28 protein-coding genes and 1 riboswitch are annotated in these 25,400 nt (G+C 61.1%); of the genes, 9 read left to right on the forward strand and 19 right to left on the reverse strand.

The window, feature by feature from the left end; translation table 11 throughout:
- The first annotated feature begins 21 nt into the window (after positions 1-21).
- The 5 genes from POI8812_RS12315 to POI8812_RS12335 all read left to right on the forward strand — a co-directional run bounded on the left by POI8812_RS12315 (position 22) and on the right by POI8812_RS12335 (position 4,984).
- A complete protein-coding gene (locus POI8812_RS12315; protein ID WP_108782891.1) occupies positions 22-954 on the forward strand; it encodes a histone deacetylase family protein in 933 nt (310 codons plus the stop codon).
- On the forward strand, positions 951-1,196 hold the full coding sequence (locus POI8812_RS12320; protein WP_108782892.1) for an exodeoxyribonuclease VII small subunit: 246 nt from the start codon (positions 951-953) through the stop codon (positions 1,194-1,196). The genes POI8812_RS12315 and POI8812_RS12320 overlap by 4 nt, the downstream gene beginning before the upstream one ends.
- Positions 1,193-2,077 (forward strand): polyprenyl synthetase family protein, encoded by an 885-nt coding sequence (locus POI8812_RS12325; RefSeq protein ID WP_108782893.1) that lies wholly within the window; start codon positions 1,193-1,195, stop codon positions 2,075-2,077. Before POI8812_RS12320 ends, POI8812_RS12325 begins: the two co-directional genes overlap by 4 nt.
- 10 nt (positions 2,078-2,087) lie before the next feature.
- Positions 2,088-4,016 (forward strand): 1-deoxy-D-xylulose-5-phosphate synthase, encoded by a 1,929-nt coding sequence (gene dxs / locus POI8812_RS12330; protein WP_108782894.1) that lies wholly within the window; start codon positions 2,088-2,090, stop codon positions 4,014-4,016.
- Positions 4,017-4,285: 269 nt separating this feature from the next.
- Positions 4,286-4,984 (forward strand): hypothetical protein, encoded by a 699-nt coding sequence (locus POI8812_RS12335; RefSeq protein ID WP_108782895.1) that lies wholly within the window; start codon positions 4,286-4,288, stop codon positions 4,982-4,984.
- Between the two features lie 151 nt (positions 4,985-5,135).
- Here the strand turns inward: POI8812_RS12335 and POI8812_RS12340 are convergent, their stop codons facing one another.
- Complete coding sequence (locus POI8812_RS12340) at positions 5,136-5,918, reverse strand: DUF547 domain-containing protein (protein ID WP_162844909.1); 783 nt, start codon at positions 5,916-5,918, stop codon at positions 5,136-5,138.
- 81 nt (positions 5,919-5,999) lie between these two features.
- Complete coding sequence (locus POI8812_RS12345) at positions 6,000-6,449, reverse strand: tRNA (cytidine(34)-2'-O)-methyltransferase (protein WP_108782897.1); 450 nt, start codon at positions 6,447-6,449, stop codon at positions 6,000-6,002.
- 185 nt (positions 6,450-6,634) lie between these two features.
- Here POI8812_RS12345 and petA point away from each other — a divergent pair, with 185 nt between their 5' ends.
- From petA to POI8812_RS12360, 3 genes are read left to right on the forward strand one after another with little or no spacing between them, the layout of a single operon-like run.
- Entirely contained in the window at positions 6,635-7,201 is a 567-nt protein-coding gene (gene petA / locus POI8812_RS12350) for a ubiquinol-cytochrome c reductase iron-sulfur subunit (protein ID WP_108782898.1), read from the forward strand.
- Positions 7,202-7,213: 12 nt separating this feature from the next.
- Positions 7,214-8,542 (forward strand): cytochrome b, encoded by a 1,329-nt coding sequence (locus POI8812_RS12355; protein WP_108782899.1) that lies wholly within the window; start codon positions 7,214-7,216, stop codon positions 8,540-8,542.
- 20 nt (positions 8,543-8,562) lie between these two features.
- The gene (locus tag POI8812_RS12360) at positions 8,563-9,363 is read left to right on the forward strand and encodes a cytochrome c1 (protein ID WP_108783222.1); all 801 of its coding nucleotides are present in this window, start codon (positions 8,563-8,565) and stop codon (positions 9,361-9,363) included.
- Positions 9,364-9,417: 54 nt separating this feature from the next.
- Here POI8812_RS12360 and POI8812_RS12365 read toward each other — a convergent pair whose 3' ends face one another.
- From POI8812_RS12365 to thiB, 3 genes are read right to left on the reverse strand one after another with little or no spacing between them, the layout of a single operon-like run.
- The gene (locus POI8812_RS12365) at positions 9,418-10,125 is read right to left on the reverse strand and encodes a thiamine ABC transporter ATP-binding protein (protein ID WP_108782900.1); all 708 of its coding nucleotides are present in this window, start codon (positions 10,123-10,125) and stop codon (positions 9,418-9,420) included.
- Complete coding sequence (locus POI8812_RS12370; RefSeq protein ID WP_108782901.1) at positions 10,122-11,651, reverse strand: ABC transporter permease family protein; 1,530 nt, start codon at positions 11,649-11,651, stop codon at positions 10,122-10,124. The genes POI8812_RS12365 and POI8812_RS12370 overlap by 4 nt, the downstream gene beginning before the upstream one ends.
- Positions 11,648-12,634: a thiamine ABC transporter substrate binding subunit gene (thiB, locus tag POI8812_RS12375; protein WP_108782902.1), complete on the reverse strand. Its 987-nt coding sequence runs from the start codon at positions 12,632-12,634 to the stop codon at positions 11,648-11,650. Before thiB ends, POI8812_RS12370 begins: the two co-directional genes overlap by 4 nt.
- A gap of 50 nt (positions 12,635-12,684) precedes the next feature.
- Positions 12,685-12,791, reverse strand: a riboswitch (TPP riboswitch).
- Positions 12,792-12,878: 87 nt separating this feature from the next.
- Between thiB and POI8812_RS12380 the strand changes: the two genes are divergently transcribed.
- Positions 12,879-14,093: a glycosyltransferase family 4 protein gene (locus tag POI8812_RS12380; RefSeq protein WP_108782903.1), complete on the forward strand. Its 1,215-nt coding sequence runs from the start codon at positions 12,879-12,881 to the stop codon at positions 14,091-14,093.
- 5 nt (positions 14,094-14,098) lie between these two features.
- Here POI8812_RS12380 and trpA read toward each other — a convergent pair whose 3' ends face one another.
- The 14 genes from trpA to aroA form a co-directional block, all read right to left on the reverse strand.
- Positions 14,099-14,887, reverse strand: a complete 789-nt coding sequence (gene trpA, locus POI8812_RS12385; RefSeq protein WP_108782904.1) for a tryptophan synthase subunit alpha — start codon at positions 14,885-14,887, stop codon at positions 14,099-14,101.
- 132 nt (positions 14,888-15,019) lie between these two features.
- A complete protein-coding gene (locus POI8812_RS17565; RefSeq protein ID WP_146186166.1) occupies positions 15,020-15,352 on the reverse strand; it encodes a hypothetical protein in 333 nt (110 codons plus the stop codon).
- 71 nt (positions 15,353-15,423) lie between these two features.
- Complete coding sequence (locus POI8812_RS12395; RefSeq protein ID WP_181377200.1) at positions 15,424-15,774, reverse strand: hypothetical protein; 351 nt, start codon at positions 15,772-15,774, stop codon at positions 15,424-15,426.
- 90 nt (positions 15,775-15,864) lie between these two features.
- Entirely contained in the window at positions 15,865-16,410 is a 546-nt protein-coding gene (locus tag POI8812_RS12400) for a helix-turn-helix transcriptional regulator (protein ID WP_108782906.1), read from the reverse strand.
- Positions 16,407-16,904 (reverse strand): hypothetical protein, encoded by a 498-nt coding sequence (locus POI8812_RS12405; protein ID WP_108782907.1) that lies wholly within the window; start codon positions 16,902-16,904, stop codon positions 16,407-16,409. The genes POI8812_RS12400 and POI8812_RS12405 overlap by 4 nt, the downstream gene beginning before the upstream one ends.
- A 79-nt stretch (positions 16,905-16,983) precedes the next feature.
- Positions 16,984-17,508 (reverse strand): hypothetical protein, encoded by a 525-nt coding sequence (locus tag POI8812_RS12410; protein WP_108782908.1) that lies wholly within the window; start codon positions 17,506-17,508, stop codon positions 16,984-16,986.
- 143 nt (positions 17,509-17,651) lie between these two features.
- Positions 17,652-18,872: a tryptophan synthase subunit beta gene (gene trpB, locus POI8812_RS12415; RefSeq protein WP_108782909.1), complete on the reverse strand. Its 1,221-nt coding sequence runs from the start codon at positions 18,870-18,872 to the stop codon at positions 17,652-17,654.
- Between the two features lie 546 nt (positions 18,873-19,418).
- Positions 19,419-20,072 (reverse strand): phosphoribosylanthranilate isomerase, encoded by a 654-nt coding sequence (locus tag POI8812_RS12420; protein WP_181377201.1) that lies wholly within the window; start codon positions 20,070-20,072, stop codon positions 19,419-19,421.
- Between the two features lie 2 nt (positions 20,073-20,074).
- On the reverse strand, positions 20,075-20,410 hold the full coding sequence (locus tag POI8812_RS12425) for a LapA family protein (RefSeq protein ID WP_108782911.1): 336 nt from the start codon (positions 20,408-20,410) through the stop codon (positions 20,075-20,077).
- Between the two features lie 23 nt (positions 20,411-20,433).
- Positions 20,434-20,715 carry an integration host factor subunit beta gene (gene ihfB, locus POI8812_RS12430; protein ID WP_108783223.1) on the reverse strand — a complete coding sequence of 94 codons (282 nt, stop codon included), beginning with the start codon at positions 20,713-20,715 and terminating at the stop codon, positions 20,434-20,436.
- Positions 20,716-20,973: 258 nt separating this feature from the next.
- Entirely contained in the window at positions 20,974-22,659 is a 1,686-nt protein-coding gene (rpsA, locus tag POI8812_RS12435; RefSeq protein WP_108782912.1) for a 30S ribosomal protein S1, read from the reverse strand.
- Positions 22,660-22,933: 274 nt separating this feature from the next.
- The gene (gene cmk / locus POI8812_RS12440) at positions 22,934-23,554 is read right to left on the reverse strand and encodes a (d)CMP kinase (protein ID WP_108782913.1); all 621 of its coding nucleotides are present in this window, start codon (positions 23,552-23,554) and stop codon (positions 22,934-22,936) included.
- 8 nt (positions 23,555-23,562) lie between these two features.
- Positions 23,563-23,967, reverse strand: a complete 405-nt coding sequence (locus tag POI8812_RS12445) for a GFA family protein (RefSeq protein ID WP_108782914.1) — start codon at positions 23,965-23,967, stop codon at positions 23,563-23,565.
- Positions 23,964-25,310 carry a 3-phosphoshikimate 1-carboxyvinyltransferase gene (gene aroA, locus POI8812_RS12450; protein WP_108782915.1) on the reverse strand — a complete coding sequence of 449 codons (1,347 nt, stop codon included), beginning with the start codon at positions 25,308-25,310 and terminating at the stop codon, positions 23,964-23,966. Before aroA ends, POI8812_RS12445 begins: the two co-directional genes overlap by 4 nt.
- Between the last annotated feature and the right edge of the window lie 90 nt (positions 25,311-25,400).

Consider the following 25,400-nt stretch of genomic DNA (forward strand, 5'->3'; position numbering starts at 1 on the left):
TGCCGCTGCTAGTTTCGCTGCATGACACGGCTCTACACCCATCCCGCCTCCCGCAACCACGTCACGCCCCAGGGTCATCCAGAACAGGTGGCGCGCATCGTGGCGATCGAGAATGCTTTGGCTGATCCGGCCTTCGACGCCCTTGATCGCGTCGCGGCGCCTCTAGTCTCCGATGACATTCTCTTGCGCGTACATCCTCAATCTCATCTCGACCGCATCGCAGCGGCCTCGCCCGCGGATGGCATGGCTCAACTGGACGCTGACACGTGGTTGTCGCCCGGCTCTCACGAGGCTGCACGCAGGGCCGCTGGCGCGGCAGCCGACGCTGTTGATCATGTCATGGCGACGGGCGGCAACGCGTTCTGCGCGATGCGTCCCCCCGGACATCACGCTGAAAAAACGACGCCGATGGGTTTTTGCCTGTTTGGAAGCGTGGCCGCTGCCGCGCGCCATGCGCTCGACCACCATGGTCTGTCCCGCGTCGCGGTTGTCGATTTCGACGTGCATCACGGGAACGGCACGCAGGATCTGCTGTGGCATGAGGACCGCGTGCTTTTCGTGTCCTCTCACCAGATGCCGCTTTACCCGGGCAGCGGTTACGCCTCCGAGACCGGGGCATCCGGCAATATTCTGAACCTGCCACTCGATGGCGGCTCGGACGGCACAGAAATGCGCGCGGCCTACGAAGCTGAGGTCTTCCCAGCCCTCGAAGCCTATAAGCCCGAACTGCTTCTGGTCTCTGCGGGTTTTGACGCCCATGCGGCAGATCCGCTCGCCGGGCTGAACTGGGTGGAAGAGGACTTTATCTGGATCACTGAGCGGCTTTGCGATATCGCCGATACACATTGCGCCGGACGTCTGGTCAGCTGCCTCGAAGGCGGATACGACCTCGACGCACTGGCAAGTTCGGTCGCGGCCCATGTCGCGGTCTTGATGAAAAGGGACACGGCATGAGCGCACCAACACCGGTCAGTGATCTGACATTCGAGCAGGCCATGGCAGAGCTTGAGCGCGTCGTGAACCAGTTGGAACGTGGCGAAGTCCCCTTGGACGAATCGATCTCACTTTATGAGCGCGGCGCGGCCTTGAAAGCGCATTGCGAACAGAAACTGCGCGGGGCCGAGGAAAAGATCGCCCAGATCACGACCGACGGTCAGGGCAATGCCACCGGCGCAAAGGCCGCAGAGTTCGAATGACAAGCGATGCCTTTGCCGCGCGACTGCGCGACGTGGCCGACGCGATCGAACAACGGCTCGACGCGCTTCTGCCCCATGGCGACCTGATCTCGGACGCAATGCGCCACGGCGTGCTTGGCGGCGGCAAGCGCCTGCGCGGGTTCTTGGTGGTAGAGACCGCAGCACTTTTCGGCGTTAGTGAGGTGACAGCGCTGAACACTGCCGCTGCCGTGGAATGCCTTCATGCGTACAGCCTTGTGCATGATGACCTGCCGTGCATGGATGATGACGACCTGCGCCGGGGCCGCCCGACCGTGCATCGCAAATGGGATGAGGCCACAGGCGTTCTGGCCGGGGACGCGCTGCAGACCATCGCCTTTGAAATTCTGGCGCGCCCCGATACCCATTCCAACGCGCAGGCCCGGATCGGGCTGGTGATGGCGCTGGCCAAAGCCTCCGGTCAGGCCGGCATGGTAGGTGGCCAGGCGATGGACATCGCGGCAGAGACGGCCGGATCGCCGCTCAACCTTGACGAAATCTCGCTGCTCCAGTCGCTCAAGACCGGCGCCCTGATCCGCTTTTCCTGCGAGGCGGGGGCCATTCTCGGTGGCAATGCCGATGCGCGCCCGCATCTGGCCGCCTATGCTGACGCGCTCGGTCTCGCCTTCCAGATCCGCGATGATTTGCTCGATGTGGAAGGGGATGAAGACGCGGCAGGCAAGGCCCTGAACAAGGACGCCGCCGCCGGCAAAGCGACCTTCGTTTCCCTGCTGGGCATCGAGCAGGCGCGGCAGAAGGCCGCGGACTTGATTGACACAGCGATTGTCAACTTGAGTAGACAGAGTCTATCCTCCCCTATGTTAGAGCAAGCCGCCCGCTTCGCCCTGACCCGCCAGACCTGAGGAGCCCGTCATGGCCAACCGCCCTGATACGCCACTGCTTGACCGCGTCAATTTTCCGTCCGACCTGGACCAGTTCAGCGACCGCGAACTCAAACAGGTGGCCGACGAATTGCGGGCAGAGACGATCTCCGTCGTGTCAGAGACCGGCGGGCATCTGGGCGCGGGCCTAGGTGTGGTCGAGCTGACGGTGGCGCTCCACCGCGTGTTCGACGCGCCACGCGATAAGATCATCTGGGATGTCGGCCACCAGTGCTACCCGCATAAGATTCTCACCGGGCGTCGCGACCGCATGCGCACTTTGCGTCAGGGCGACGGCCTGTCGGGCTTCACCAAACGCAAGGAAAGCATTTACGACCCGTTCGGGGCGGCGCATTCCTCCACCTCGATATCCGCGGCGGTCGGCTTTACCATGGCGCGCGAGCTGAATGGCCGCTGCCCCGAGGGGCTGGGCGACGCCATTGCAGTGATCGGCGACGGCTCGATCAGCGCCGGCATGGCCTATGAGGCGATGAACAATGCGGGCCATCTGGGCAAGCGCATGATCGTCATCCTCAACGATAATGAGATGAGCATCGCGCCGCCAACCGGTGCCATGTCGACCTATCTCAACCGCCTCTACACCGAAGGTCCGTTTCAGGAACTGAAGGCCGCCGCCAAAGGCGCGGTCAGCCTGATGCCCCCACCTTTCCGCGAAGGCGCGAAACGAGCCAAGGAAATGCTCAAGGGCATGGCCGTCGGCGGCACCTTGTTCGAAGAGCTCGGCTTTTCCTATGTCGGTCCGGTGGACGGTCACGACATGGAACAGCTTCTCGCCGTGCTGCGCACCGTTAAGGTGCGCGCCGATGGGCCTGTCCTGATCCACGCCATTACGACCAAGGGCAAAGGCTACGCCCCCGCGGAAGGCAGCGCGGATAAAGGCCACGCCCGCGCCAAATTCGACGTGATCACGGGCGAACAGAAAAAAGCCAAGTCCAACGCGCCCAGCTACACGAAAGTCTTCGCCCAGGCTCTCGTCGCGGAGGCAGAGCAGGACGAACAGGTCTGCGCCATCACCGCCGCCATGCCCGACGGCACCGGCCTCAACCTCTTTGCCGAACGCTTCCCCAAGCGCTGCTTCGATGTGGGCATTGCCGAACAGCACGCCGTGACCTTTGCCGCTGGCCTCGCCGCCGGGGGGATGAAGCCCTATTGCGCGATCTATTCGACCTTCCTGCAACGTGGCTATGATCAGGTCGTGCACGATGTGGCGATCCAGCGCCTGCCCGTCCGCTTCGCGATTGACCGCGCGGGGCTGGTCGGCGCGGATGGGGCCACCCATGCCGGGACGTTCGACATCGCCTATCTCGCCAACCTGCCCGATTTTGTCGTGATGGCCGCCGCTGATGAGGCCGAACTGGTCCACATGGTCGCAACCGCCAACCAGATCGACGACCGCCCCTCCGCCTTCCGCTTTCCACGGGGTGAGGGCATGGGCGTAGAGATGCCCGAACGTGGCCAACCCATTGAGATCGGCAAGGGTCGCATCGTCAAAGAAGGCACCAAGGTCGCGATCCTCAACTTCGGCGCGCGCATGGCCGAAGCATTGATCGCCCATGAAGAGCTTGAGGCCAAAGGCATCTCCACCACGCTTGCAGATGCCCGCTTCGCCAAACCGCTCGACCGCGACCTGATCCTGCGCCTCGCGCGTGAGCATGAAGTGCTGATCACGCTCGAAGAAGGCGCCGTCGGCGGTTTCTCTTCCCACGTACTGCACTTGCTGGCCCACGAGGGCGCGCTCGAACACGGCCTGAAAGTCCGCCCGATGGTGCTGCCCGATATCTTCATCGATCAGGCTAGCCCCAAAGCCATGTACGACACTGCCGCAATGAACGCCCCACAGATCGTGGCCCAGGTCATGAGCGCCCTCGGCGTCGCAGAACTCGGAGCGGCAAGCGGATAAGGTCAAACGGGGTCGCGCTGACTGTCACATGGCTCGACGGTCCCAGCATAGCTGCGCTGATGATCCGGTATGGCGTAGGGGTGGTGCCGACGCGCACGGTCGTTCTGCAGGAGATCGACGAGAACTTCTTTACAGAGGGTTGATGGAGCTTGTTTGTCGAGATCGTACGATGCCATTGCAACGCTCAACGCCGCCTTCAGATCAAATAGGATTGGTGCGCTTTAGCTATTTTTGTGTAGGATTGGGCACCCAAACAGAAAGCCCCCGACATGATGAAGCGTTCCCTCACCCTCCTATCCATTCTCACGGTCCTCGCAGGTTGTGAGACGACGACGACCGGTAGCCCGACCACTGGCCCTGTGACCAGCACCATCGACTTTGGCAATGACACCAGCACATGGGCCTTTGACGGTGAATGTGATGATCCCCGGTTCCAGGGCATTGGCATGGCGGTCACGAGCAGCCTGACCAATGCGAACATCCGGCGCGACGCGACAGACTGTCGGGCGCTCTTCAATGCAGGTCAGATCCAGTTCTTCAATTCCGGCGGCATCGCCACAGCGCCAACGCGCCCCGTGGCACCCAGCGGTCCGGGCTTTTCCTTTGGGAATGATACAAGCCAATGGGCCTTTGACGGTGAATGTGATGATCCCAGGTTCCAAGGGATCGGTATGGCGGTCACGGGAAGCCTGACCAACTCCAACATCATGCGCGACGCGACCGATTGCCGGAACCTCTACAATTCAGGACAGATCCAGTTCTTCAGCGCGAGCGGTATTTCGGGTGTCAGCACCGGCGGAGGCATCAATTTCGGGAATGACACCAGCCAGTGGGCCTTCGATGGCGAATGTGATGATCCGCGCTTCTCGGGTCCGGGCATGGCTGTCGCAGGTTCACTGACTTCGGCCAATATCCGGCGCGACGCGACCGATTGCCGGAACCTCTACAACTCAGGCATGGTCTTCTGATCCGGCTGGGCGGCGGCGTATCCTGCCGCCCACACGCCCGAAACCTTAACAGGCAACTGTCGGAATGTCGGTGCACGGGTGGTGCACACTTTGTGCACGGGTTGTGCACACGGATTTCAGCCCCGTTTTCCCAATCGTTAACAGATGCGGGTCAGGCATTGACGCTCCAGTCATAGCGATCAGAGGCGACGCGGCTCTGCCCTTCAACGGCTGCACCGTGACGCGAGAGATGCGCAATGACACCCGCGTCATTGCCGCCAAAATCCTCCTCGAACCAGTCATAGATCGATGACACGATCAGTCCGCGCGACGTCACCTCAGCCCCGCGTGGATGCGTGACATATGCGCGCGCCGCCGCATCAAGAGCCGCGCTCAGCCCGGCGGCGCGCCACGGTGTTGCGGCGAGGTTCGGGCATCCGATCGAGGCGCAGTTGACGGCATAGTGGACGCGCGGATCGCGAAATACGGGGCGCAGAATTCCGTGCTCCACATCATCAAGCGACAGTTGTTGTCCGGCGACGACGATCCGTTTCTCGCCCCAGGGTCCGGGTGAAAACAGACTGCCGCCAATGTCGCGGATTGACGCGACGGGCCAGTTCGCCGCGACGACATCCACTGTCAAAGCATTGTAAAGGTTGGACCAATAGGCAAAGGCCGCATCGCGTGTCAGCGCGGTCGGATCTGTTGCGGCAAGGCTGCGCAGGTATTGGCCAAGGCGTTCACGGCTCACACCCGCATAGTCAAAGCGCGCAACCCCATCAGACCCCATGCGCAGATGATCCCGCAGGATACCGGCCCAGATGCTGTCGTCGAGGCTAGCCTGACCGCCGAATTGGGACCAGGGCCCTGCAATCAGACGCGCGGGCTTTGCAGCAGCCGCCGAGGCGACGAGAACGGCAGCGCTGGCGCTTGCGAGAAAAGTGCGACGATGCATGAGGGCTCTCCTGTTGCTTGGCCCTAAAATGCCGCGCAACCGGTAAATTGCCATCCCAACCCACGCGCCTGTGATCAGATGTCAGAGCGCGCCGGTGCGCCGCAATGCCTCATGCAACGCCAGCCCCGCTGCAACGGCGACATTGAGCGAGCGGCCCTGCCCCGGCATCGAGATGCGCACCCGCGCATCAGCAACCTCCGCCACCTCATCCGGTACGCCCGCGCTCTCGCGCCCGACCATGAGTGCATCGGTTTTTTCAAAGGCGAATTCGTGAAGGGGTTGAGCGGCTTTCGTGGTCAGCAGGATCAGGCGCGAGGCCGGGCGGTGGGCTGTGCACCATGCATCGAAGCTGTCATGCCGGACCGCATCAGAGGCGGTGCCGTAATCCATCGCGGCCCGCCTGAGATCGCGGGCAGATAGCGGAAAACCGCACGGCTCGATGACGTCCAGCGGCACGCCAAAACACGCAGAAATGCGAATCATAGAGCCCAGATTCGGGGCCATATCGGGCTGATAGGCCACCAGTCGCATGGACAGAACCTCAGATCATCACAGTTTAGGGGTCGATCCATAAAGCTGCGGCGCAGTGTCGGCTAGACCAATCGTGCTTTGGGGTGTAGTCAAGCGCCAAGCCGTGATCGGGCAACCGGTCGCGTTTTGCTGGTGTACGGACCCGCCATGGCCGGGTCGCTCGAAAACAAGGGGAGATGCAATCGGTGTCCCACGCAGAAGATGAACCAAATCGCCGCGACTTTCTGTATGTCGCAACCGGCGGCGCAGGTGCGGTCGTAACCGGCGCAGCCGTCTGGCCGCTCGTCAACCAGATGAACCCTTCCGCAGATGTTCAGGCGCTGTCCTCGATCCCCGTGCCGGTGGGTGATCTTCAGCCCGGCTCGCAGTTGACGGTTCTGTTCCTTGGCAAGCCGGTCTTCATCCGTCGCCGCACGCAGGAAGAGATCGACGCAGCCCGCGCGGTCGACATGTCCGAGCTGATCGACGGTGAGAGCCGCAACCCCAACTCACCCGATGGCTCTACAAGCCCTGCCACGGATGAGAACCGCACGATCGACGAAGCTGGCGAATGGCTCGTCATGAACGGCGTGTGCACCCACCTTGGCTGCGTGCCGCTGGGTGACGGTGCTGGTGATTTCGGCGGCTGGTTCTGCCCGTGCCACGGCTCACACTATGACACTGCAGGCCGGATTCGTCGCGGTCCCGCGCCTGAAAACCTTCACGTTCCGGTCGCGGAGTTCACCTCCGACACCGTCATTCAACTCGGATAAGGGAGTAGAGATATGGGTGGTATTCCCCACGATCACTACGAGCCGAAGTCTGGCGGCGAAAAGTGGCTTCAGCGCCGCCTGCCGATCCTCGGTCTTGCCTATGACACATTGATGATCCCCACGCCCAAGAACCTGAACTGGATGTGGATCTGGGGCATCGTTCTGGTCTTCACGCTGGTATTGCAGATCATCACGGGCGTCGTGCTCGTCATGCACTACACCCCGCATGTCGATCTGGCATTTGAAAGCGTTGAGCACATCATGCGGAACGTGAACGGTGGCTGGGCCATTCGTTACATGCACGCAAATGGCGCGTCGCTGTTCTTCGTTGCCGTCTACCTGCACATCTTCCGTTCGCTTTACTACGGCTCCTACAAGGCGCCGCGTGAGGTGACATGGATCATCGGTATGCTGATGCTGATCCTGATGATGGCCACCGTCTTCATGGGCTATGTCCTGCCCTGGGGTCAGATGTCCTTCTGGGGTGCGACCGTGATCACCGGCCTGTTTGGCGCGATCCCGTTCGTGGGTGAGCCTCTGCAGGTCTGGCTGCTGGGCGGACCTTCGGTCGACAATGCGACGCTGAACCGGTTCTTCTCCCTCCACTATCTGATGCCGTTCCTGCTGCTCGGCCTGACGATCGTGCACGTCTGGGCCTTCCACACAACGGGCAACAACAACCCGACCGGTGTTGAAGTGCGCCGCACGTCCAAGGAAGAAGCCGCGAAAGACACGCTGCCGTTCTGGCCGTATTTCGTGATCAAGGACCTCTATGCGCTTGCCGTGATCCTCGTGATCTTCGTCGCAATCGTGGGCTTCATGCCGAACTATCTGGGTCACCCGGACAACTACATTCCGGCCAACCCGCTGGCGACACCGGCACACATCGTTCCTGAATGGTACCTGCTGCCGTTCTACGCGATGCTGCGCGCCATCACCTTCCCGATCGCGATCCCGTTCACCGGCATCGAGATCATCGACGCGAAATTCTTTGGCGTCCTGGTGATGTTCGGCTCGCTCGCTGTGATGGCAGCGGTTCCGTGGCTCGACACCTCGCGTGTCCGCTCCGGCCGTTACCGTCCAATGTTCAAGTGGTGGTTCGCCCTGCTGGTCGTCGACTTCTTCGTCCTGATGTGGGCGGGTGCGATGCCGGCAGAGGGTCTGGTGCCCGTGATCTCCCTGATCGGGACGGTCTACTGGTTCGGCTATTTCCTTGTCGTGCTGCCGCTTCTGGGTCTCTTTGAGGAACCGCTCGAGCAGCCTGCAACCATCGAAGAAGACTTCGCAAACAATCATCCTGCTGACGCTGAAGGTTCTGCCTCGGCCCAGCCGGCTGAATGAGCGTGAAGGGATTGGATAACATGAAACCGATCAAACTGATTGCAGCCTCGCTGGCCGCGCTCACCCTGACCTTCGGCAGCGCGCATGCTGCCGGGGGCGATGGCAAGACCGTCGACTATGACTTCTCGTTCGAGGGGCCGTTCGGCACCTATGATACGATGCAGTTGCAGCGCGGCCTGGCGATCTACCACAACATCTGCTCGTCCTGTCACGGTCTTGAGCTGGTCTACTTCCGCAACCTCACGGAGCAGACCGGCCCGGATATGCCGGAAGACATGATCACGGAACTGGCCTCCAATTATTTCATCCCTGATGATGGTCTGGAAGCACAGCCCGGTGATGAGCGTCCTGCGGGTCTGTCGGACCAGTTCCCGGGCTCTGCCCTGTCGAACGCACCGGATATGTCCCTGCTCGCCAAGGCACGTGCGGGCTTCCACGGCCCCTACGGCACGGGTATGTCCCAGCTGTTCCGCGGCATGGGTGGTGCGGAATACATCGCCTCTGTCCTGACCGGCTATACGGGTGAGGAAAAGGAAGAGGGCGGCACCATCTTCTACGAGAACACCGCCTTCCCGGGCGGCTGGATCGCGATGGCGCCTCCACTTTGGGGTGAGGATATCGAGCACGCGGATGGCGCGCCCAACGATCTGGAGAGCGAGGCGCAGGACGTCGCAGCCTTCCTGATGTGGGCGGCAGAGCCGAAGCTGAACCAGCGCAAGGCGTTCGGTTTGACGGCAGTGATCCTGCTGTCGATCATGGCGGGTCTGCTGTACTTCACCAACAAAAAGCTCTGGTATGACGTAAAGCATCCCAAGGCCTGATCGCCTCAGAGCATATGAGTTGCAAAGGGCCGCCCGGCATTGGGCGGCCCTTTTTCATTGAGGGGTTGTGCGGCCGAGATACCTCGCCAAATCCTCTGGCGGGTCCGCGAGCAAGGTCTGTGTCGGTTGCGGCGGGACCGCATGCCCATTCGTGACCACGATCGCCTGCGGGCAGATCCGCGCGGCATCCTCAGGATTGTGCGTTACCATCAAGGTGGTGAGGGCCCTCTCCTCTGTCAGGCGCGCTACAAGCGCGAGCATTTCGAGCCGTAATCCGGGGCCGAGGGCCGCAAAAGGTTCATCCAGCAAAAGGACGGGACGGTCCCTCAGCAACGTTCGGGCAAGTGCAACGCGTTGTTGTTGGCCCCCTGACAGCGCCGCTGGCCTGCGATCTGCCAGGTCGTGCAGGTCCACTTGTGCCAATGCCTCATCAACTCTTTCGCGGTCCTTCGTGCTGAGCGATAGGTTCGGTCGGAGGCCGAGCGCGACATTGTCGCGGACGGTGAGATGACCGAACAGATTGTGGTCCTGAAACAAGATGCTGACCGGGCGATCCGCAGGCGGCAGGTCGTCGATTCGCTTCTCAGCCACGTGGATGCTGCCGCGTGCAACCGGCACAAACCCCGCCAGCGCCATCAGCAGTGTGGACTTCCCCGCCCCGGATGCCCCGATCACTGCCGTGCAGGTTCCGCCCAAAACGCTCAAATCAGCGTTAAGGGTGAAGCCACCATTGGCCAGCTTGGCAGAGTTGAATGCGATCATGCACGCCCCCATCGATCAAAGAGCGCGAACAGCGCGAAGGAGAGGCTGACGAGCAGCAGTGCGACGCCTGCGGCTGCCTCCATCTGATAAGCACCCATCAGGCTGAGCATGGCAAAGGGAAGCGTCTGCGTGGCCGTGGAGCCGAAGAGCGCGATGACGCCGAGGTCCCCCATGGATACCGCTGCTGCCAGGCCCGCTGACAGCCCCAACGCAGGGCGAACATGCGGCCAGAACACGATGCGCCACAGCCCCCAGCCGCGCAGCCCCAGCGATTGCGCAAGCCGCCCCTCCACCCGCTCTGCATTCACGAAGGCGGATACGAGGGCGCGCAGTGCAAAGGGCAAGGCGGCAAGCGCGTTCACGAGCACCACCATCGGCAACGCGACGGCGAAGGGGCTGACATGGTCGCGGATCATCAGAAACAGGCCTGCTGCCAGCACGAAGGGCGAAATGGCAAGTGTGACCATCATCGCCCCCTCGGCCACTGCCGCGAACCGGCGCAGCCCCGCAAGCCCCCATGCAATCGGCACGGCCAGCAGGCTGACGAGAATCGCAGAAGAGAGTGCCAGAATGATTGAGCGCACCGACGTCTCCCACAGCCCGGCGGGCAGCTCAGCGAGCCCACCGATGCCCCGGATCAGCACCGCGACAAGGGGTGAGGCGAGAAACAATGTCAGCAGGGCGATCAGGCCCTTGTCAAAGCGCGCGGCACCTTTGGCGCGGATGGTAGATGTCGGACGCAAAGCGATGCCCCGCATGGTGTCAGACGGCGCAGCCAGGCCCAGCACGGCAACTGCAATGACCAGACAAAGCCCGGTCTGAATCGCGGCGAGGAACCCGGCGCGGCCCAGATCAAACTCCAGCCGGATCGCCTGATAAATGGCGACTTCCAGCGTGGTCGCGCGCGGACCGCCGCCCAGGGTCAGGGCAATTGCGAAAGTGGTGATGCACAGCAGGAAGACGATCAGCAGCGCTCCGGGCAGAACCGTGCGCAGCATCGGCCATTCGAGGTGACGGAACCGGTACCAACCTGTCAGCCCCAGATGATCAGCGAGGCGAAACTGTTCACCCGGTATGCGCGCCCATCCTTGCAGGACCAATCGGGCCACGAGCGGCGCGTTGAAGAACACATGTGCGACGATCACCCCATGGGCGCCATAGATATCGATGGGTCCATAGCCGAAGGGCGCAAGACCCGCCGATACGACCCCGCCGCGTCCCCAGATCGCCAATAGACCCAAGACCGCGACAATGGCCGGAAGCAGGAACGGTGCGCCCAATACGGTGATCAGAAACCCGCGCCCCGGAAAGGCTGTACGATAGAGCGCCCGGGCAAACGTCACGCCGACAATACCGGAAAACAGTGCGGACAAGATTGCCTGCCATATCGTGAAGCGCAGCGTCGCCCAATCCGCACGTGACAGCCCATCAGAGCCATCTGCTGTCATCAGCAGGACAAGCACGGTGCCAGCGCACAGCGCCAGCACCGCAAAGCCGGGCAGCAGGGCCGCCCGACGCAGGATCATTGGCTCAGCGCGTCCCGCCAGATCGCAAGTGCATCCGCACGGCGCGCCTGCGCGTCCTCGGCACTGAGCAGAAGCGACGTTTCCGGCTGGTTGAGCGCGGCGTACCCTTCGGGCAGATCGATTGGATAGGCCGGGAACATCCACTGCGCCTCTGGGATCACGCCCTGAAAGCCGTCGGTTGCGATGAACCGCAGGAACTCGGCCGCCAGTTCGGGCTGATCAGAACCTGCCAGCGCGCCTGCGACTTCGACCTGCAGGTAGTGACCTTCTTCAAAGATCGCAGCCGCCTTTGTCTCATCCTCTTCTGCGATGATGTGGTAGGCGGGCGATGTGACATAGCTGAGCGCCATGTCCGCCTCTCCTTCCAGAAACAGTCCATAGGCCTCGGACCACCCAGACGTCACGGTGACGATGTTGTCGGACAGAGCCTCCCACAGCGCGCCAGCGTCATCGCCCTTCAGCGTATCGACCCACATCAAGAGGCCCAAGCCCGGCGTAGAGCTGCGCGGATCCTGAATAACGATCTTCAGGTCGCTTGCGGCCAGTTCCTCAAACGAGGTGGGCGGAGTCTCGACGATTGTGGTGTCGTAGACGAATGCGAATGGGGAGTAGTCAAACGGCACGAAGATCGGATCATCCCACTCCACAGGCAGTTGCGGCGCGGCGACATCGGCAGGTGCATCTGCAAACAATCCGGTTGCCGCGGCCTGTGCGGTGAGGTTCGTGTCGAGGCCAAGGACGATGTCCGCGTCCGTGGTCGTTCCTTCGAGTTGCAGCCGGGCAACCATGGCAGCACCGTCACCGGTGCCTACAAAAGTCAGATCACAATCGCAGATCGCCTCGAAATTCGCCTCGATCTGCGGGCCCGGGCCCCAGTCGGAGACAAAGCTGTCATAGGTGTAGACGATCAGTTCCGGCGTGTCCTGCGCGGCAACAGCAAGCGGGGCGAGCGTCAGGGCCAAAGTAAGCGGGAAACGGTTCATTCAGGGTCCTCCTTTGCCAAAACGGGTAAAGAGGGTGGATGTGGGCGATGGCGCGGCACATCCGCCTTCCCTCCGCCGGCATAATCCGGTTCAGGTTCAACGGGTCCGCATGCATGCATACATCTCAGGCCGATGACGGCCCCCCCGAGGCAGGCGGCAGAATACGCAATTGGGGAAATCTGGCAACCAGACTTTGCAACAGCGCGGCGAGGCAATAGCGTGCCACCAATGCGGAGGACCAAGCTTGAATTACCTTTTCGTTCATCAGAACGCACCCGCCCAGTTCCGATACATCGCGCCGCAACTCGCACAGGATCCGGGCAACAGGGTTGTCTACATCACGCTTGAGAATAAGCCCGTTCCCGCCGGGGTCGCCCCAGTTCGATACAAGTTGCACCGCAGTGCGGGCAAGGAAACGCATCACTATCTGCGCCGAACGGAGGAGGCGGTGCTCTATGGTCAGGCCGTCGCGCGAAAGGCATTTGACCTACGTTCGCAAGGGTTTAACCCTGACGTGATGATTGGCCACCCAGGTTGGGGAGAGACGCTTTACCTCAAGGATATCTGGCCGAATGCCAAACTGATCAGTTATTGCGAGTTCTACTATCGCTCACGCGGGTCGGATTTCGGCTTTGACAAAGAGTTTCCCGATCAGGTCGATGCGGTCTTTGCCAACAGAACGAAAAATGCCCAGCACCTGCTGGCACTGGAAGCGGCGGATGCCCTTTATGCTCCGACAGACTGGCAGGCGCGGCAATTTCCCGCACCGTATCAGCCGCTGATCCATCGCATCCATGACGGCATTAATTGCGCGCTTGTCCGGCCCGACCCGGACGCGCAATACACCACCCGCTCTGGCCGGACGTTCAAGGTCGGTGATCCGGTGATCACCTATGTGTCCCGTTATCTGGAGCCCTATCGCGGATTTCACCAATTCATGCGCGCCCTGCCGCGCACGCTGGCCGATAACCCGGACGCCCATGTCGTGCTGGTCGGAGCCGAGACCGGCGGCTACGGGCGAAAACCGGCTGAGAACCAGACCTGGAAACAACGCATATTGGCCGAAATTGGACCCCTGCCCCAGGACCGCGTTCATTTTGAGGATCGGGTGCCCTACGGCAATTACCTCAAACTGTTGCAGGTGTCCGCCGTCCACCCCTACCTGACCTATCCGTTCGTGCTGAGCTGGTCGTGTTTGGAGGCGATGGCCGCGGGATGTGTAATCGTCGGCTCGAACACCGCACCGGTCCAAGAAGTCATCGACGATGGCGCGCAAGGCGTGCTCACGGATTTCTTCGATCCTGAGGCACTGTCATCAAAGTTGAGCGACGTGCTGCAAAATCCGGGACGCTACGCCGGGATGCGCGTGGCCGCGCGTGAGCGCGTGCTGGAACGGTTCGAATTGCAGAAATGTCTCGCACGCCTGACCGACCTGATCAGGACAACTGCGCAGGGCTGATCCCATCAACCGTGGGCGCCGTCGGCCAATTCCCTGACGAAGGCCAGCACATCAGCGGCGCTGTCACCCCGCCCGAGCCGGTCGACGATGGCAGAGCCAACGACCACACCGTCTGCGACCTTTGCCATCTCGGCGGCGGCCTCGGCCGATTTGATGCCAAAGCCGACACAGACCGGCAGATCGGTCGCCGCTTTGATGCGAGCAATCTCTGGCCCAACCTTTCCGGCATTCGCTTCCGCCGAACCGGTGATGCCGGTGATCGACACGTAGTAGACAAAGCCCGACGTGTTCTGGAGCACTTTTGGCAAGCGCCGATCATCGGTTGTCGGGGTGGCGAGACGGATGAAGTTCAGCCCCGCCTCCTGCGCGGGCAGGCAAAGCTCTTCATCCTCTTCGGGCGGAAGGTCAACGACGATCAGACCGTCAATGCCTGCGTCTGCGGCCTCGGCGAGAAAGGTGTCGACGCCCTTGGACCAGATCGGGTTGTAATAGCCCATCAGGACGATTGGCGTACTGTCATCCCCTTTGCGGAACTCACGCACCATGGACAACGTCTTGTCGAGCGTCATGCCCGCTTCCAGCGCACGCTGCCCAGCCAGCTGAATTGCCGGACCATCGGCCATCGGATCCGTGAACGGCATGCCGATTTCGATGACGTCCACACCTGCGGCAGGCAAGCCGGCCAACACCTCAGCGCTCAGCTCGGGGTTCGGATCGCCCGCCATGATAAACGAGACGAAGGCCGTGCGGTTCTGCTTTGCCAATTCGGCGAATTTTGCGTCGATGCGGGTCATGGGGAAACTCTGCCTGTCCGATTTGGAAAAGGCATATCGAAACCGGCTTAGGTTGACCAGAACCGACTGCATGCGCGCAAAGAGAAAGGGCCACCCTGTTGGATGGCCCCTGCCTATAATGTGTGGATCCGGTTATTCCACCAGAAGCTCGGACAACGCACCCACAACTGCGATCGTCGCGTATTCCTCGGCGGACACGCGCACAACGCGATCGCCGACGATCGCATAGCGCTCCCCCTCGGCGAGTGGTGGAAGACGGAAACGATCCAGATCCCGGATAATAATCAGGTCACTGTCGATCTCGACATCCGTATCGCCCTGTGCCCGGCCCATGTTGCTAGGCTCACCAGCGCTACACCATCCCTTCATCGCGTGACCGGGAGGGCAGTGACTGGGATCCGCCAGTGCGGGTTGCGCAAGCGCAATAAGGGCGGCTGTCGAGGCATAGGCAAGAAACTTGGACACGGTGAAACTCCTGCACACTTACTGTTTCAAGCAATCAACGCGGTCAAACCGTGCCCCGTTCCGCAATCAGTTCAGTCCTTGCGGAAGAACTTGTTTTCACGTGGCTTTCCGTCCCAGCCGGGCTTGCCGCGGGGGCGATCATCGCGGTCGTCACGACCCTTGAAGCCGCCACGGTCGCCGCCCTTATTGAAACCGCCGCCCTTGCCGCCGCGATCACCGCCCTTGAAGCCACCGCGGTCACCACCACGATCATTTTCGCGATGTTCCCACTTTTTCAGCAGAACCGAGGCGAACGTGTCGCGGCCGATCACGCCCTCATTGCACCAGACGGTGGAGACCATGTCCCCATCCACGCCCTCAACAGCCATGCGCATCGAACCTGCGGTGAGAACGACGATATCGCCAATATTGAAGTCAGCCATTTTCCAAATCCTATATCGCCGGGGGCATGTCCCCCGGACAGATGCTGCAAATGCGCCGGATCGGCGTGCGCTTCAAGTCTTATCTGGTTTTCAGGGCGTCTGGCTGTCATGCGCGCTGAGCATGTCATCCAGAAAAAGGCTCATCAGTTCTGCGCGCGAACTGACGCCTGCCTTGCGATAGATAGCGTTGGACTGTGCCTTGACGGTCCCCTCTGACGTGTTGCGGAGCGCGGCAATCTGGGCAATCGGCACCCCCTTCAGCGCAAACCAAGCCACATCGGTCTCTGCTTTCGTCAAACCCCAACCCGCAAATCTGCTTTCGACAAGCTCCACAAAAGCGGCCGAGACGTTGGCGAGGCGCTGCTCGGCATCTGTCGCGCGACGCCGGAAACGCGAAATCAACAGCGCGGCGGTCAATGCACCGGCGAGCATGCCCAGAACCGCCGCAATCTCTAACAGTTCCCGGACACGCCAGCTGATGGGCTGCGCTGTTATGCCAAAAACCGAGCGCGCCAGATCATAGCCCAAAATCAGCGCGCAGATCAGTTGCAATCCAACCAACAGGACGAGCGGAACGGCTCGCGTCAGGTGCGACTTGCCCGTGGTATGCAATCCAGATGTGGCCTCAGGGCTCATGGGCGGCCCCCACCTCCACGATCTTCGCGATCCGGGCGGTCGCCGTCTGGCGGGCGATCTGGGCTATCGCCTGATGGCGGGGCGGGCCTTGGCTCAGTCGTTGAACTCTCAGCATCACGGGTGCGACCGGTTGGGGGCTGCGCGCCACTGGGCGGTGGGGCACCCGGAATGGCCACCCGGGGTGTGCCGTTGGCAATCGCCTCATTCGGCTCGAAATAATCGCGCAGGATCGCGCCGCTGGTGCGATCGATGACCAATTCCCGCGTTCCCTGCTCACTTTCTGCGACAATGCGCAAGCGACCCAGCAAGGTACGGTGGGATTCTATGACCGTGTACCCTTGCTGCTCCAACTGTAACGCCGCCTGATCTGCAAGATCCTCTGCCATCAGTGGGGTCGAGAACATCACTGCAAGCGCGACCCCCTGCAACACATGGGATGTAGCACCAAAGCGATGCCACTGGGTTCTGTTCTTTTTCGCGTCAGGATCGCACATGGTGCTTCCTTTCAATCAAAAAAATTGGGGCTCGGCCAGTCTTGCGAAAGGCCGAGCCGTCAACACGCCGTATTTCGCCTTAGCGTGCACGGCGGTCTCCGCCCTCTTCGCGGTCAGGCCGGTCGCCGCTTTCAGGTGCTTCGGGACGATCTTCTGGTGCGGGGCGATCCTCTGCTTCAGGAGCGTCTGGGGCCTCTTCACGCTCGGGACGCTCGGCAGGTGCCTCACCGTCCGGGCCCTCTGGGCGTTCACCCTCCGGTGCTTCGCCGCGTGGCGCGGGCCGCTCACCCGCACCATCTGGCGCCGGTCGGTCGTCACGTGCCGGGCGTTCGCCCTCACCCTCACCGCCGGCAGGGCGGCCATTCACCTCAAGCAGCGCCCCTGTCTCGCTGTCAAACAGCGCCCGCACTGTGCGGCCATCTTCGGTCGTGCCGGTGTAGGCGGTCAAAACACCATCATCGACGACCGAACCGTCAGAGAACGCGTCCTGAAACTCCTCAAGCGTGGTCGGACGCTCGTCGACCGGTGGGCGGCCTTCTGCGTCCTGTGCATTGGCAATACCTGCGAGGCTGAAAGCAGTGATGAGGGTAAGGGTGCGCAACATAGCGTGTCTCCTGGTGTGTTTGGGTCTGTGCCAGCTTTTGGCCAGACCCTCATCACCCGGACGCGGCACGTCGCTCCATTCACCGGAGGATTATTTTGGCAGCCATAAACCCTGTCTAAACGCCAATAAACCTGGGTTTAGGGTCAGATTTCGACGCCCAACGCCTCTGCCACTGTGAAGATGTCCTTATCGCCCCGTCCGCACATGTTCATGACCAGAAGGTGATCCGAGGGCAGGTCGCCCGCGATCTTCTGGACATGGGCGAGCGCATGGGATGGCTCAAGCGCGGGGATGATCCCCTCGGTCGTGCAACACATTTGGAACGCGTCGAGCGCCTCGCGGTCTGTCACGCTGACATATTCAACGCGGCCAATGTCGTTGAGCCATGCGTGCTCTGGACCGATGCCGGGATAGTCGAGGCCGGCGGAAATCGAGTGGCCTTCAATGATCTGTCCGTCCTCATCCTGAAGCAGATAGGTTCGGTTGCCATGCAGGACGCCTGGGCGACCACCGGTCAGAGAGGCCGCGTGCTCCATCTTTTCGTCAACGCCGTGGCCACCGGCCTCTACCCCGATGATCCGCACGCTTTCATCATCAAGGAACGGGTGGAACAGACCCATCGCGTTGGAGCCCCCACCGATGCAGGCGATCAAGCTATCGGGCAGACGGCCTTCACGCTCCAGCATCTGCTCTTTGACCTCTTTGCCGATGATCGACTGAAAATCCCGGACCATCGCCGGATAGGGATGCGGACCAGCGACCGTGCCGATGCAATAGAAGGTCTCATCCACGTTGGTCACCCAATCGCGCAAAGCTTCATTCATCGCGTCCTTCAGCGTGCCACGACCCGAGGTTACGGGGACGACCTTTGCGCCCAGCAGGTTCATGCGGAAGACATTCGGTTTCTGACGTTCCACATCCGTTGCGCCCATGAAAACGATGCATTCCAGACCAAAGCGCGCGCAGACTGTCGCGGTGGCGACACCGTGCTGACCAGCGCCGGTTTCCGCGATGATCCGCTTCTTGCCCATGCGGCGCGCCAGCAGGATCTGTCCCAGCACGTTGTTGATCTTGTGGGCGCCGGTGTGGTTCAGCTCATCTCGCTTGAGATAGATTTTCGCGCCCCCGAATTTTTCGGTCAGCCGTTCAGCATGATAAAGCGGCGACGGGCGGCCGACATAGTGCTTCCAAAGATCATCCATCTCGGCCCAGAAGGTCGGGTCCGTCTTTGCCTTCTCGTACTCCGCTTCGAGGTCGAGGATCAGAGGCATCAACGTCTCGGATACGAAGCGACCGCCAAATTGGCCAAAGCGACCACGCTCATCGGGGCCGGAACTGAACGAATTTGCGGCGTGAGTGTTCATCGCACTATCCCCTGAAAGACCTGTTTCAAAGGGTTCTACAGGCGTGCAATCGGCGCGTCGATAGCGTTCCTTGCCCAATGGACAGATGGTCGCGCAACTTTTTTTCGTCCGATCGCAACCAATTTCAGACACGCGGCGTATATACTGTATCGAACATGTTCCCGAACACCTCACTCTGTCCCTGAGAGGTTCGCGATGTTCGATAGGCTTGATGGTGGTGCGTCAGGCCGCGTGTGTAGATCACATGATCCTGTGCCGCCCATCCCGAGGGATGTGGCGGCACTTTTTTATCCGTTCTGTAAAATATGAATGATTAAAATTCGTTCCCATCAGCAACTGAACTCGACCTGAGGCCGTTGGTAATGCAGCAAGGGTAGAAGCTGTCGCGACGTCACTGACCGTTTGGTCAAAAATTCATTGCGTCCACAGCTTTTTGTCGCCACTTGAGGCGAACGAACACGCATCGCATTCGGCAGTGGGGGCCGAGTTGCCATGCGCGAGGAGCCTGTCCGTGGGGGAACAGGTCTCCGCTTGCGCCGAAAGCTTCTATAGGGCTTTCGGCGCGCCCTTTGCGGCGGCAACGAACTCAGCCATCAGTGCCGGATCTTTCACCCCTGGCGCCGATTCGACGCCAGAAGAGACATCCACCTGTTGTGCGCCAGTCAGGTTGAGTGCCCGTTGCACGTTCGAGGGCGTCAAACCACCGGCCAGCATCCATGGCTTGGGCCAACGGCGACCGCTGAGGAGTGTCCAATCAAAGGCGAGGCCATTTCCGCCGGGCAACGAGCCATCTTTAGGAGGCTTGGCGTCGACAAGGATTTGATCCGCCACCGCCAGATAGTCGTCCAACTTCAGCAGATCTGATTGCTCGGCAATGCCGACGGCTTTCATCACTGGCAGACCATAGCGCGCGCGCACCTCTGCCACGCGATCCGCACTTTCGCTCCCATGCAGTTGCAGCATATCGAGTGGCACCGCATCCGTGATGGCATCCAGTGCTGCATTGTCTGCATTGACGACCAGCGCGACCTTGCACACGCCCACGGGCACGTCGACCGCCAAGGCCGCAGCCTGCTCTATCGAGACATTACGCAGGCTCTTGGGAAAGAAAACGAAACCAACATAATTGGCCCGCGCTGCATGTGCAGCCACGACATCTTCAAGCCGCGACAGCCCGCAAATCTTAACACTTACCGACATATTTATTTCAGCAGCGCGAGAACGTCGTCTTCTTGCGTGCCCGAATCCTGACGAAGCTGTGCAAGCTCGCCTTCAAGGCGCTCAATCTCTTTGCGGCGGCGGCGGGCAATCATGGCCGTCTTCGTTTCACGCAGCCATTCCCATGACCAGCCCAATACGAAACCACCAATCGCCATTCCAAACATAACCAGGAACAACGGGATCTCACGTTGCCAGCTGGTCACAAAACCAAGCTGCGAGGGCAAAAGCTCAACAACCACCGGCTCTCGGTTGGCGATTGCAATCAGGATCATGATCAAAGCCAGAACGGCCAGCAAACAGATCTTAAGAACGCGCATATGAAATCTCCCTCAATGCGGGACTACATACCGTTCAAACGATCCCGCAGCAATTTGCCTGTCTTGAAGAAAGGTACGTGTTTTTCTGCAACGTCAACCGATTCACCCGTTCTTGGGTTCCGACCGACACGTGCGTCACGCTGTTTCACGGAGAATGCGCCAAAGCCACGCAGTTCAACACGGTTGCCATTTGCCATGGCGTTGATGATCTCGTCAAAGATCGTTCCGACGATCCGTTCGACGTCACGCTGATAAAGATGTGGATTCTCATCTGCGATCTTCTGGATCAGCTCTGACTTGATCACCGGCAACGCTCCTGCACTTCGTGTAATGGCGAAAATGGCACACGAAACGGCGACCGGTCAACGCAAGCTGCTCTATACCAATGGATAATTCGTCCTGATTTGGCCGCTAAAACGGCCTGATCATCCTTTGGCGTGCACATACTCACCCCTGACGTGCATTGCGCAGGACCATGATATGAAGTGATTCGCCGGTCGCAAAAGAAAACGGCGCCCCCCTGTTGGGGAGCGCCGTTCAGTCTCATTCGAGGTCCGTCAGGATCACTCGTCGTCGCGGCCTTTCAGCGCAGCGCCGAGGATATCGCCGAGGGATGCACCGGAATCGGAGGAGCCGTACTGCTCAACCGCTTCCTTCTCTTCCGCGATCTCACGGGCCTTGATGGACAGGCCGAGGCGGCGTGCACCCTTGTCGATCTGGGTGATGCGTGCATCGACCTTATCACCGACGGAGAACCGCTCAGGGCGCTGCTCGGCCCGGTCACGGGAGAGGTCGGAACGGCGGATGAAGGCTTTCATGCCGTCATACTCAACTTCGATCCCGCCATCTTCGATGGAGGTGACGTTGACCGTGACAACCTGACCACGCTTGACGCCATCGGTCGCGTCAACGAACGGATCGCCGTCCAGCGCCTTGATGGAGAGGGAGATACGCTCACGCTCCGGATCGATCTCGGTGACTTTCGCACGGACGACATCGCCCTTGTTGTAGTCCTCGATCGCTTCCTCGCCACGGCGATCCCAGTCCAGATCGGACAGGTGCACCATGCCGTCGATGTCGCCTTCGAGGCCAATGAACAGACCGAATTCGGTGATGTTCTTGACTTCGCCTTCGACCTCGGTGCCCGGAGGGAATGCAGCTTCGAAGTTTTCCCAAGGGTTGCCCTGGGTCTGCTTGAGGCCGAGGGAGACGCGGCGCTTGGCGGCGTCGATCTCCAGCACCATGACTTCCACTTCCTGAGAGGTGGAGACGATCTTGCCCGGGTGGACGTTCTTCTTGGTCCAGGACATCTCGGAGACGTGCACGAGGCCCTCGACACCCGGCTCCAGCTCAACAAATGCACCGTAGTCGGTGATGTTGGTGACGCGACCGGTGTGCTTGGAGCCCAGCGGGAACTTGCCAGCAACCTCATCCCACGGATCGGCCTGAAGCTGCTTCATGCCGAGCGAAATACGCTGCGTGTCCTTGTTGATCTTGACGACCTGAACATTCACCGTCTCACCGATCTGAAGGATCTCGGTCGGGTGGTTCACACGGCGCCATGCCATGTCGGTGACGTGCAGAAGACCGTCAACACCGCCCAGATCGACGAATGCGCCGTATTCGGTGATGTTTTTGACGACACCCTCAACAGTGTCACCTTCGGTCAGCTTGCCAACGATTTCGGCGCGCTGCTCGGCACGAGACTCTTCGAGGACCGCACGGCGGGAAACGACGATGTTGCCGCGACGGCGATCCATCTTGAGGATCTGGAACGGCTGGGCGAGGCCCATCAACGGGCCAGCGTCGCGCACGGGGCGCACATCGACCTGAGAGCCGGGCAGGAAGGCCACAGCACCGCCGAGGTCGACAGTGAAGCCGCCCTTGACGCGGCCAAAGATAGCGCCTTCGACACGCTCTTCCTTGGCATAGGCTTTTTCCAGACGGTCCCATGCCTCTTCACGGCGGGCCTTGTCGCGGGAGATGACGGCTTCACCGCGCGCGTTCTCAACACGCTCAAGGTAAACCTCGACTTCATCGCCGGCTGCGATTTCGGCTTCTTCGCCGGGTTTCGCGAATTCTTTGAGTTCGACGCGGCCTTCCATCTTGTAGCCGATGTCGATGATGGCCTGACCCGCTTCGATTGCGATGACAGTGCCTTTGACGACCGTGCCCTCTTCGGGGGTCGCCAATTCGAAGCTCTCATTCAAAAGGGCTTCGAAATCGTCCATAGTTGCTTGCGTTGCCATAAGGCTGGTTTCTCCTAAAAGGTCGATTTCACGGGCCAAGTGGTTGGGTCCACCGGTCTTTGCAGTTGGTTTCGCGCAAAGGCGATTCGACGCGCAGGCGGGTGCCGGAACGTCGCGCGCGTCTATACGTGTTCAACAGGAGTTTCGCAAGCTGGAGGGGATGAAGCGCTGATCGCGGCCTTCTTCTTGGTCAAAATATCCTCGCCGAAGGCAATCATACGGTTTGCCACGCCTCCGGCGGGGATATTTCAGGGATAAAGAAAAAAGAGGGGAATTACCGCGCCGCATCCACCAGCCGCACGGCCTCGGCCACGGCGGCGTCGATGCTCATGCTTGTCGTGTCGAACACATGGGCGTCATCGGCAGGCTTCATCGGGGCTGTGTCGCGCGAGGCGTCGCGGCGGTCGCGCGCTTTCAGATCGTCAAGAACCTCGTCTAATGTTAGATCTGGTCGTGCCTTAACGAGTTCGGCGTGGCGGCGCCGGGCGCGTTCGGCGTCTGATGCCGTGACATAGAGCTTCACTTCCGCGTCTGGCGCGACAACAGTGCCGATGTCGCGACCATCCAGAACCGCGCCACCGTCGCGCCGCGCAAAGGCCTGTTGCCAATTGAGTAACGCCTCTCGTACGGCGGGGATGGCCGCAACGACGCTGGCCGCCTGCCCAGCATCACTGGTGCGCAGATCATCACGGGCCAGATCGTCTTCGGTCAGCGTTTCCGCCGCCCGCACCGCCGTATCTTCATCCAATCCACCCAGATCAAGAGCACGCGCGCCGGTCGCACGGTAAAGGAGCCCCGTATCGAGGTGGGCAAAGCCGAAATGCGCGGCAACGGCCTTGGCGATCGTCCCCTTGCCGGCTGCCGCTGGCCCGTCGATTGCAATCGTGAAGGCCATGATGCCCCTTACTTCGTGGTCAGCGCCGGATCATCCTGATCCGCCATCGGCAGATCGTCATTGATCTCGTAATATGCGCCCTTGTCAGCGATGAAGATATGGCCTGCCAGGCGCACGTCCACCTGCCCTTCGAGCGTACCCGCCCATATGGAGACGTTCTCTCCCCCACCGTCCCAGAACATCGAAGACCCGCAATCGGGGCAGAAGCCGCGTTTTGCGCTGTCGGAACTGGCATACCATTTCACATCGCCCGCGATACGCAGATCTCCGCGCGCCGCCGAGGTGGCGGCACCATAATGGCCGGACGTCTTGCGACATTGCACGCAGTGACAGGCAATAACCGGACGCAAAGAGCCGTTGACCTGATATTTCACCGCGCCGCACAGGCACGATCCGTGGTGGCGTTCTGTCATGATGTCTCCCTCTCGAAGCGGCTGCCAAGCTGCTCCATCAAAGGAAGGAAATTCGGGAAGGACGTCTCCACCACCGTCGCATCATCGACCGTTACCGGCTTTTGCGCGGCCATGCCGAGGCAGAAGAAGCTCATAGCGATGCGGTGATCGAGGCGCGTGCCGACGGTTGCACCACCTGGGATGGCACCGCCCGTGCCGTGAACGGTGAAACTGTCCTCCGTCTCTTCAACACGCACGCCGCAGGCCTCAAGCCCGCGGGCCATCGCGTCGATGCGGTCGCTTTCCTTCACGCGCAATTCTTTGACGCCGTGCATCACCGTGGTGCCCTCGGCCATTGCGGCGACAACGCTGAGGATCGGATATTCGTCGATCATGGAGGCGGCCCGCTCTGGCGGCACCTCAATACCCTTGATCGGACCGCAGCGCGCGCGCAGGTCAGCCACAGGCTCACCACCTTCCTCACGCTCGTTTTCATATGTGAGATCCGCGCCCATTTCGCGCAGCGTGGTGTAGAGCCCGGCCCGCGTCGGGTTCAGGCCGATGCCAGGCACCAGCACGTCGGACCCTTCGCAGATCAGTGCTGCGCAGACCGGGAAGGCGGCAGAGGATGGATCGCGCGGGACGACAATGGTTTGTGGGCGCAGCTCTGGCTGGCCTTTCAAGGTGATGACGCGACCTTCATCCGTGATCTCGGTCGTGACCTGAGCGCCGAACCCGTTGAGCATCCGCTCGGTATGGTCGCGGGTCGCCTCCGCCTCGATCAGGACGGTTTCGCCGGGCGTGTTCAGACCGGCCAGAAGAACAGCGGATTTCACCTGCGCCGACGGGACAGGAGAGACATAGCGGACGGGCACCGGGTTTGAGGCGCCAACGAGCGTCAGCGGCAGGCGCCCCTGCGCGCGGCCATAGGATTGCGTACCGAACATGGCCAGCGGATCGGTCACGCGGCCCATCGGGCGGGAGCGCAAGCTGGCGTCCCCGGTGAAGGTTGTTGAGAAACCGTGGGTCGCGACCGTTCCCATGATCAGGCGGACGCCGGTGCCGGAATTGCCACAGTCGATCACGTCCACAGGTTCGGAGAAACCGCCAACGCCGACACCATGAACCGACCATTCGCCCGGACCGTGCTGAATGACCTCGGCCCCCAGCGCCTGCATCGCCTTGCCGGTGTCGAGCACGTCCTGCCCTTCGAGAAGGCCCGTGATCTTCGTCTCCCCCACGGCCATGGCACCGAATAAAAGCGAGCGATGTGAGACCGACTTGTCCCCCGGCACATTTGCCACGCCCGTCAACGTTGCACCCGGAACGGCGGACATCGGGCGGGGATCGGCGGAATGGGACATGCGGGATACTCCTTGGCTGGGAGAGGTCATAGCGGGGCGCGCAGGGGAAGGCAAAATCTTCATCGGAAGACTAACGAAGGGATTGTAGGC

The organism is Pontivivens insulae (assembly GCF_900302495.1).
In the GTDB taxonomy this organism is placed as follows: domain Bacteria; phylum Pseudomonadota; class Alphaproteobacteria; order Rhodobacterales; family Rhodobacteraceae; genus Pontivivens; species Pontivivens insulae.

Excerpts from the sequence above, each read along its gene's own strand:
- POI8812_RS12315 (WP_108782891.1), top strand. The coding sequence starts at position 22 with ATGACACGGCTCTACACCCATCCCGCCTCCCGCAACCACGTCACGCCC.
- POI8812_RS12320 (WP_108782892.1), top strand. The coding sequence starts at position 951 with ATGAGCGCACCAACACCGGTCAGTGATCTGACATTCGAGCAGGCCATG.
- POI8812_RS12325 (WP_108782893.1), top strand. The coding sequence starts at position 1,193 with ATGACAAGCGATGCCTTTGCCGCGCGACTGCGCGACGTGGCCGACGCG.
- dxs (WP_108782894.1), top strand. The coding sequence starts at position 2,088 with ATGGCCAACCGCCCTGATACGCCACTGCTTGACCGCGTCAATTTTCCG.
- POI8812_RS12335 (WP_108782895.1), top strand. The coding sequence starts at position 4,286 with ATGATGAAGCGTTCCCTCACCCTCCTATCCATTCTCACGGTCCTCGCA.
- POI8812_RS12340 (WP_162844909.1), bottom strand. The coding sequence starts at position 5,918 with ATGCATCGTCGCACTTTTCTCGCAAGCGCCAGCGCTGCCGTTCTCGTC.
- POI8812_RS12345 (WP_108782897.1), bottom strand. The coding sequence starts at position 6,449 with ATGCGACTGGTGGCCTATCAGCCCGATATGGCCCCGAATCTGGGCTCT.
- POI8812_RS12355 (WP_108782899.1), top strand. The coding sequence starts at position 7,214 with ATGGGTGGTATTCCCCACGATCACTACGAGCCGAAGTCTGGCGGCGAA.
- POI8812_RS12360 (WP_108783222.1), top strand. The coding sequence starts at position 8,563 with ATGAAACCGATCAAACTGATTGCAGCCTCGCTGGCCGCGCTCACCCTG.
- POI8812_RS12365 (WP_108782900.1), bottom strand. The coding sequence starts at position 10,125 with ATGATCGCATTCAACTCTGCCAAGCTGGCCAATGGTGGCTTCACCCTT.
- POI8812_RS12370 (WP_108782901.1), bottom strand. The coding sequence starts at position 11,651 with ATGATCCTGCGTCGGGCGGCCCTGCTGCCCGGCTTTGCGGTGCTGGCG.
- thiB (WP_108782902.1), bottom strand. The coding sequence starts at position 12,634 with ATGAACCGTTTCCCGCTTACTTTGGCCCTGACGCTCGCCCCGCTTGCT.
- trpA (WP_108782904.1), bottom strand. The coding sequence starts at position 14,887 with ATGACCCGCATCGACGCAAAATTCGCCGAATTGGCAAAGCAGAACCGC.
- POI8812_RS12395 (WP_181377200.1), bottom strand. The coding sequence starts at position 15,774 with ATGGCTGACTTCAATATTGGCGATATCGTCGTTCTCACCGCAGGTTCG.
- POI8812_RS12400 (WP_108782906.1), bottom strand. The coding sequence starts at position 16,410 with ATGAGCCCTGAGGCCACATCTGGATTGCATACCACGGGCAAGTCGCAC.
- POI8812_RS12405 (WP_108782907.1), bottom strand. The coding sequence starts at position 16,904 with ATGTGCGATCCTGACGCGAAAAAGAACAGAACCCAGTGGCATCGCTTT.
- POI8812_RS12410 (WP_108782908.1), bottom strand. The coding sequence starts at position 17,508 with ATGTTGCGCACCCTTACCCTCATCACTGCTTTCAGCCTCGCAGGTATT.
- trpB (WP_108782909.1), bottom strand. The coding sequence starts at position 18,872 with ATGAACACTCACGCCGCAAATTCGTTCAGTTCCGGCCCCGATGAGCGT.
- POI8812_RS12420 (WP_181377201.1), bottom strand. The coding sequence starts at position 20,072 with ATGTCGGTAAGTGTTAAGATTTGCGGGCTGTCGCGGCTTGAAGATGTC.
- POI8812_RS12425 (WP_108782911.1), bottom strand. The coding sequence starts at position 20,410 with ATGCGCGTTCTTAAGATCTGTTTGCTGGCCGTTCTGGCTTTGATCATG.
- rpsA (WP_108782912.1), bottom strand. The coding sequence starts at position 22,659 with ATGGCAACGCAAGCAACTATGGACGATTTCGAAGCCCTTTTGAATGAG.
- cmk (WP_108782913.1), bottom strand. The coding sequence starts at position 23,554 with ATGGCCTTCACGATTGCAATCGACGGGCCAGCGGCAGCCGGCAAGGGG.
- POI8812_RS12445 (WP_108782914.1), bottom strand. The coding sequence starts at position 23,967 with ATGACAGAACGCCACCACGGATCGTGCCTGTGCGGCGCGGTGAAATAT.
- aroA (WP_108782915.1), bottom strand. The coding sequence starts at position 25,310 with ATGTCCCATTCCGCCGATCCCCGCCCGATGTCCGCCGTTCCGGGTGCA.